Source organism: Vibrio sp., from assembly GCF_050299255.1.
Lineage (GTDB): Bacteria > Pseudomonadota > Gammaproteobacteria > Enterobacterales > Vibrionaceae > Vibrio.
This window is the reverse complement of sequence record NZ_JBNKVP010000043.1, coordinates 21633-28760: the sequence shown is the minus strand read 5'-3', so window position 1 is coordinate 28760 and position 7128 is coordinate 21633. Positions and strand designations below refer to the sequence as shown.

The window sequence follows — 7128 nt, the reverse complement described above, 5'->3', positions numbered from 1 at the left end:
TCTTCAATGATCATCACTTGGTCTTAGTGGTCATCTTGCGCCTTCCTTCGGCAGGTATACCGTCATTCTCGCTCCATATTTAGAATTATTATTCATTTCCAGCTGGCCACCATAGCGACTGGTTAACTGCTGCACCAAATACAGCCCCACCCCGCGTGAATGATGTTCCTTACTGGAAACCCCCCGCTGGGTAAGTTGCTCTGGTGTTAATTCTGGCGGCAGTCCACAGCCCTGGTCGATCACTTCAATAATGACTTCTGTGCCGTAATCGCTCACCGAGACTTCAATCTGGCGCCGTTCCACCGGAAAAGGAACCACAACTTTGCTGGCCGCTAAGGTTGCGTCAAAGGCGTTATCAATCAAGTTGCCCAGTATGGTGACCACATCTTCGGGGTTGATCCGCTCGGGTAACGGATCCAGTTTGGCGCCTGGTTCCACCGTCAGCTCCAGGCCCAGCTCCCTGGCCCGCTCGGTTTTACCGAGTAACAGGCCGGCGATCAACGGCTCCTGAACGGCCTCGCGCAGGAACTCGATCAATGACTGGTAGTGAGCCGTTTCCTGACCGATCAGCTCTTGTACGGCTTCCAGCTCACCCAGTTGGACCATGCCACTGATAGTGTTAAGTTTATTGCGATGCTCATGGGTCTGGGAGCGCAGCATCTCAGCGTATTCTTTGGTCTGTGCCAACTGACGCGTCAGCTCGCTGATATCGTCCCGTAAACGGAAGCTGGAAACGGCCCCCACCACCTTGCCGTCTACCACTATCGGGCTGCGGTTGGCGATCAGTTTTTTATTATTCAGATAGAGGTCGATATCATGATCAGAGCGGCCGCTGGTCAGAACTTGGTGTAAATCACTCTGGGGTAGTACCTGCTCCAGTGGCTTGTTCAGACACTCCTCTTTGTTTAGGCCGAGAATATCGCAAGCACTGCGATTGATCGCCCGCAAACGGCCCTGAGCGTCTATGCTCAGTATGCCCTCTTTCAGCGTACTGAGTGTCACATCCAGTTCGACATACAATCGACCGATTTCTTCCGGTTCAAAACCCAAAATAGCTTTCTGGAATCGTCTGGATGCGTAGCTGGATACAATAACGTTGGCCACCACGACCAAAAACGCCATGAACAACAGATAAATGAGATAAGGTTCAATCCGATCCTGCAGTCGCTCAAGCAGATAGCCGACCGACACCACACCGATGATGTCACCGCGATCATTAAATACCGCCGATTTGCCTCGGACTGAGTAACCTAACGAACCTTTGGCAATAGAAACGTACGCTTCACCCAGCTCCAGGGCGCGTTCGTTGTCGCCACCTTTCATCGGCTTACCCAGCCTGTCATCCAGCGGGTGGATCAGCCGGAGGCCGTTTTTGTCACCGATGACAATAAAAGCCGCACCAAGTAGTTGGGTCAGTTCACGGAACTGCTGTTGGTAATCCTGCTGCTCCTGTTGTTCGATCAATTCAACAACCATGGGCGATTTAGCCAGAAATGAGGCGACGCCCAGCGCCTTCATACCCATCTCTTGTTCCTGAGAGTGTTTGATGTAGATAAAGCCAGCCGCCACTAACAGTAACAGCTCAATTAGACCCGACAGCGTCATGATGATCAGCATTCGCTTACGAAAACTGATACTACTCCATTCCATAGTGCACTCCCTGTATAACGGCCTAAAACTAGCACTTTATCTTTGGCCGATCTAAACATGGACGGAATAATTGTGACTTAACCTGTCAACAACTCGCCATAAAGTGACTAATCCAAAATTCAACCAGTTAGTGAACTCACGATATTTTCATTAATATTTTGTTACTGCATTTGGTAAATTTATTGATTTGAGTCAATTCAGAATGGCCGGAAACGCTAGCCCGGCTATAATTAATAACTGTATACTTATTAAGCAGCGGTGGAAAAACTAAGAGTGTTGGCAGAATAAAAATTCATAATAACTGCTTCACTAAACAAGGTCAGAGGGAGCAACAATGAGAAGGGACGATTTGGGAATTTGCCTAACAAAATCTATGCTATCACACAATATGGCCAGTACATTCACCCATGTGCGGGCCTATGAAGCAGATTTAACCGGTGACGATGTCACCGTGATAAAAGCTTATCCTCAAATGTCGGGTGAGGAACTGATGGAGTCGATGAAACACTCTAAACGGTTATTTTGGCGTGCGGAGTTTTGCTGCCACCCCGATAATTGACGATAATTGAGACCGTACATTCAGTGTTACCTGAATCAAGCGGCAGACTTTTTATAATTCTGTTTCGATTAACCAGCTATAAGCTGGTTTTCTTTTGTCGATTTTCAACAGCCAAAATGCTGGTAACCAGCCATCTCATGATTCCTCACTAAACCAGGCCAGCTTTTGCTGCAATTGAGTGACACTGCCAACCACGATCAGTGCCGGGCTTTTGGCCGTGGCGGCTAGTTCAGGTAACTCAGATAACCTGCCGCAAAAGACACGCTGCTCCGGCCGGGTGCCATTTTCGATGATCGCCACACCGGTTTCGGGGCTCAAACCATGTTCGATCAGTTGACGGGCAATATATGGCGCCTGCTTAAGCCCCATGTAGAACACTAAAGTGTGATTCGCCTGTGCCACAGATGGCCAGTGAATCTCTTCACCATTCGGCTGCAAGTGACCGGTGATAAACTGCACGCTTTGCGAATGATCTCTGTGGGTGAGTGGAATGCCGGCATAGGCCGTGGCCCCCGCCGCAGCAGTCACACCGGGTACCACTTCAAAACGGATCCTCTGTTCCGCCAGGGCTTCCAGCTCCTCACCGCCGCGACCAAAGATAAAAGGATCGCCGCCCTTGAGCCGTACCACATTTAATCCCTGGCGGGCTTTATCAATCAGGATTTGGTTGATTTGCGACTGCGGTACACAGTGATAGTCCAACTGTTTGCCAACATAGATCATCTCCGCATCAGCGCTCGCCAGGGCGAGAATCTGCTCCGAAACCAGTCGATCATAGACCACCACCTGCGCCTGCTGAATCACTCGCTGACCTTTCACGGTCAGCAGATCCGGGTCACCCGGGCCTGCGCCAACAAGGGATACCAAACCGTTACAATTATTAACGCCAGATCGGGATGTCATTGTGCTGCTGCCTATTGGTTGAAGATGCTTAAGTCGGTGACCTTATCAATAACGGCTAACGTCATAACCACTATTGATAAGGCCCCGCCACAAAGGCGGGGCACTGGCGTTATACTGCTTTGCGTTGCGGAAGCGTTTTAACGTGAGTCATGTACAGGCTTAGGCCGGTAAACAGCAGGCCACCCACCAGGTTACCTAACGTCACCGGAATCTGGTTCCACATTAGCCAGTCGGCGATGGTGAAATCAGCGCCCAGCATCATACCTAACGGGAACAGATACATATTCACCACCGCATGTTCAAACACCAGGCCAAAGAAGATGAATATCGGGAACCACATCGCCAGCACTTTACCGCTGACTGATTTAGACACCATGGCGCCAACCACGCCGAGGCTTACCATCCAGTTACACAGGATGCCTTTAACAAATACGGTGATCCAACCGTTCAGGCCGTGTTCAGCAAATCCGACGCTACGCGCAGTAGACGCTTTAATAAACGCCTGCCCCACTGAACCAGGTTCAACACTAAAGTTCATGGTAAAAGTCAGAGCCACCAGAAAGGCGACCGACACCGCGCCGATCAAGTTACCCAGCGCCACCAAACCCCAGTTGCGTAATACACCAGACTTAGACACGCCAGGACGACGTTCGAACAGCGCCAGCGGAGCCAGGGCAAACACGCCGGTCAACAGGTCAAAACCCATCAGGTTCAGAATACAGAAGCCCACCGGGAATACCAAAGCACCGACAATCGGCGTACCGGTTTGCACGGCGGCGGTAATGGCCACTGCGACGGCAATGGCGAGGATGGCACCGGCCATGATTGCCCGAACTAAAGTATCGCGAGTCGACATAAATATTTTGCTTTCGCCAGCGTCGATCATGGTCTGGACGAAATCAGCAGGTTTGATATAAGACATAGTCCCTGTTCCTAAAAGTTAAATTTAAAAGTTAAGATTGAATAGACAAAGACTCCCGGCCAGGTTCCCTTCTACTGAAGGATGTCTGCTGACCACTGCCAGAAGCCTTTTTGCTATTGAACCTCTGGTTTAAGCGGCGATTTCCACCACACCATCGACGACGCGGGCGGCATACGCTTTAACACTGAATCGCTCATCTTCCATACAAACACCGCTTTGCAGGTTAAAACGCTGCTTTTTTAGCGGGCTGGCAACCCAGAACTCACCACTATGTTCAGCGATCAGCCCTCGTGACAGCACGTTGGCATGGGCAAAAGGATCCATGTTGTTAATGGCGTACAGCTGTTCATCGTCGCGCGGTCTGAACACGGCAACCTGCTCTCCGTTGACCAGCGCACAGACGCCTGTACCGGGGACGATATCGGACAAAAGACATACTTGTTTAAAGCTCATGTTCAGTGCTCCAGTTCCACGTGCAGAATGTCACCCTTGGTGTGTGACGACTTTTCAGAAATGGTGGCAGGACGATGCTGGTCGCGCTCAGGCACAAACAGCACGTTGTCATCCCGCATATCTGAGTTGATAAAGTGAGCGAAGCGAGCCAACTGTTGCGGGTTGTCCAGCGTTTGCTGCCATTCACAGCGATACTCGGCAACCAGCTTGGCAACATCGGTTTCCAGTTGAGCGTTGATTGACAGTTTGTCTTCAACGATCACCTGGCGCAGGTAGTCGATTCCCCCTTCCATATTTTCCAGCCAGACTGACGTGCGCTGCAGCGGCGCCGCGGTACGGATGTAGAACATCATAAATCGGTCGATGTACTTGATCAGCGTTTCCTGATCCAGGTCACTGGCCAGCAGGTCAGCGTGACGAGGCTTCATGCCGCCGTTACCGCATACATACATATTCCAGCCGGCATCCGTAGCAATAATACCCAGGTCTTTCCCCTGCGCTTCTGCACATTCACGGGTACAGCCTGATACACCAAACTTCATCTTGTGCGGTGTGCGAATGCCTTTGTAGCGGTTTTCGATCATCGAACCCAGGCCGACAGAATCCTGAACGCCATAGCGACACCAGGTTGAGCCGACACAGGTTTTCGCCATACGCAACGCTTTGGCATAAGCTTGTCCGGTCTCAAATCCGGCGTCGATCAGTTTGCCCCATATCGCCGGCAGATCGTCTTTCTGGGCACCAAACAGGCCAATACGCTGAGCGCCGGTAACCTTGGTGTAAAGCTGGTATTCTGCGGCGACATTGGCCAGCGCTGCCAACCCCTGCGGAGTCACTTCACCACCAGCCATACGCGGGATCACCGAATAAGTACCGTCTTTCTGCATGTTGCCAAGGAAATTGTCGTTGGTATCGTGCAGCTTCACCAGTTGAGGCTGGAGAATGTGTTCCCCCCAGCATGAAGCCAGAATAGACCCCACCGCCGGCTTACACACTTCACAGCCGTAGCCCTGACCGTATTTCTCCAGCAGTTGCTCGAAGGTCTTGATTTCGTCGACCCGGATCAGGTGGAACAATTCCTGGCGGGAGTAGGCAAAGTGTTGGCAGAGATCATTTTTCACTTCGATACCGGCTTTGGCCAGCTCAGCATTCAAGACCGATGTCACCAGTGGAATGCAGCCGCCACAACCGGTTCCTGCTCCAGTGACCGCTTTAATATCGGCAACGGTATGGTGTCCTTCGCTGACTGCCTGGGCAATTTTGCCCTTGGTGACGTCAAAGCAGGAACAGATCACCGCGCTTTCAGGCAGAGCGTCAGCGCCCAAGGTCGGTTTCTCTGCACCGGCGTGTGCCGGCAGGATCAGGCTGTCCGGATGTTCCGGCAGATCGATCTCATTCAGTTTCAGTTGCAACAGGTCGCCGTAGTCAGAGGTATCCCCGACCAGAACCGCACCCAGTAATTTTTTGCCGTCTTCAGAAACGATCAGGCGTTTATACACTTCCTGCTCTTCATTCTGATAGACAAAACTCTTGCAGCCCGGCGTGCGGCCATTGGCATCACCAATTGACCCAACTTTTACCCCAAGCAGTTTCAGCTTGGCGCTCATGTCCGCCCCTTCAAAGCGGCTTTGTTGGCCTAGCAGATGGTCGACGGCAACCGTGGCCATTTTGTAACCTGGCGCAACTAAGCCATAGAAGGTTTCGTTCCAGGAAGCACATTCGCCAATAGCGTAAATGTTACGGTCTGAACTCTGACAGACGTCATTCACCGCTACACCGCCGCGAGGGGCGATATCCAGCTCCATTTGTCGGGCCAGTTTATCTTGTGGACGAATACCCGCTGAAAAGACGATGAAGTCTACTTCCAGCTTAGTGTCATCGGCAAAATACATGGTATTTCGGGCTTGAGCGCCCTCTGGTGCAATTTCCAGCGTGTTTTTACTGGTGTGGACCTGCACACCCATGCGCTCGATTTTGCGGCGTAATTGATCACCACCCTGACGATCGAGCTGCTCAGCCATCAGTACCGGAGCAAATTCCACCACATGGGTTTCGATACCCAGCGCTTTCAGCGCACCAGCCGCTTCCAGACCTAGCAATCCGCCACCCACTACCGCGCCGCGCTGGCTGTTTTTAGCACAGGCTTCGATTGCCTTCAGATCTTCGATGGTGCGGTAGACAAAACAGTCTTTGCTTTCATTCCCCTTAATCGGCGGAACGAACGGATAAGAACCGGTGGCCAGAATCAGTTTGTCGTAGCTGACCTCACGCCCAGTACTGGAGTAAACCGTCTGCGTATCACGATGAACATTAATGGCACGCTCGCCAATCAAAACCTTGATACCATGCTTTTCGTAAAAACCTTGCTTAACCAGCGACAGTTCTTCTGCAGTATGGTGGGAGAAATAAGATGAGAGGTGGACACGGTCATAGGCGACACGTGGCTCCTCACAAAAGACGGTGATATCGAACTTGCTGACGTCCGTTTTATCGACTAGGTCTTCGATAAACCGGTGTCCAACCATTCCATTGCCAATTATCACCAGTTTCAACTTGCTCATAATCGTACCTGATGTGTATTTCGTAACTGGAGACATTGTTGGTTGGTTACAGATTTTAAAGAATGATGTAAGTCAATTAC

6 protein-coding genes are annotated in these 7128 nt (G+C 51.2%); 1 reads left to right on the top strand and 5 read right to left on the bottom strand.

Going from position 1 to position 7128, the window contains the following annotated elements; translation table 11 throughout:
* Nucleotides 1-30: 30 nt before the first annotated feature.
* Nucleotides 31-1650, bottom strand: coding sequence for an ATP-binding protein (locus ACQY6F_RS12325; RefSeq protein ID WP_428774746.1), 1620 nt, complete (start codon nucleotides 1648-1650; stop codon nucleotides 31-33).
* A gap of 334 nt (nucleotides 1651-1984) precedes the next feature.
* Here ACQY6F_RS12325 and ACQY6F_RS12320 point away from each other — a divergent pair, with 334 nt between their 5' ends.
* Nucleotides 1985-2209 (top strand): hypothetical protein, encoded by a 225-nt coding sequence (locus ACQY6F_RS12320; RefSeq protein ID WP_428774744.1) that lies wholly within the window; start codon nucleotides 1985-1987, stop codon nucleotides 2207-2209.
* 135 nt (nucleotides 2210-2344) lie between these two features.
* On the opposite strand, the gene cobA is transcribed toward ACQY6F_RS12320, so the two are convergent.
* From cobA to nirB, 4 genes are all read right to left on the bottom strand, one after another.
* Complete coding sequence (gene cobA / locus ACQY6F_RS12315) at nucleotides 2345-3112, bottom strand: uroporphyrinogen-III C-methyltransferase (protein ID WP_428774742.1); 768 nt, start codon at nucleotides 3110-3112, stop codon at nucleotides 2345-2347.
* 109 nt (nucleotides 3113-3221) lie between these two features.
* A complete protein-coding gene (locus ACQY6F_RS12310) occupies nucleotides 3222-4034 on the bottom strand; it encodes a formate/nitrite transporter family protein (RefSeq protein WP_428774741.1) in 813 nt (270 codons plus the stop codon).
* A gap of 129 nt (nucleotides 4035-4163) precedes the next feature.
* The gene (gene nirD / locus ACQY6F_RS12305; RefSeq protein ID WP_428774739.1) at nucleotides 4164-4487 is read right to left on the bottom strand and encodes a nitrite reductase small subunit NirD; all 324 of its coding nucleotides are present in this window, start codon (nucleotides 4485-4487) and stop codon (nucleotides 4164-4166) included.
* A 2-nt stretch (nucleotides 4488-4489) separates the two neighbouring features.
* On the bottom strand, nucleotides 4490-7048 hold the full coding sequence (gene nirB / locus ACQY6F_RS12300) for a nitrite reductase large subunit NirB (protein WP_428774738.1): 2559 nt from the start codon (nucleotides 7046-7048) through the stop codon (nucleotides 4490-4492).
* Nucleotides 7049-7128: the final 80 nt, after the last annotated feature.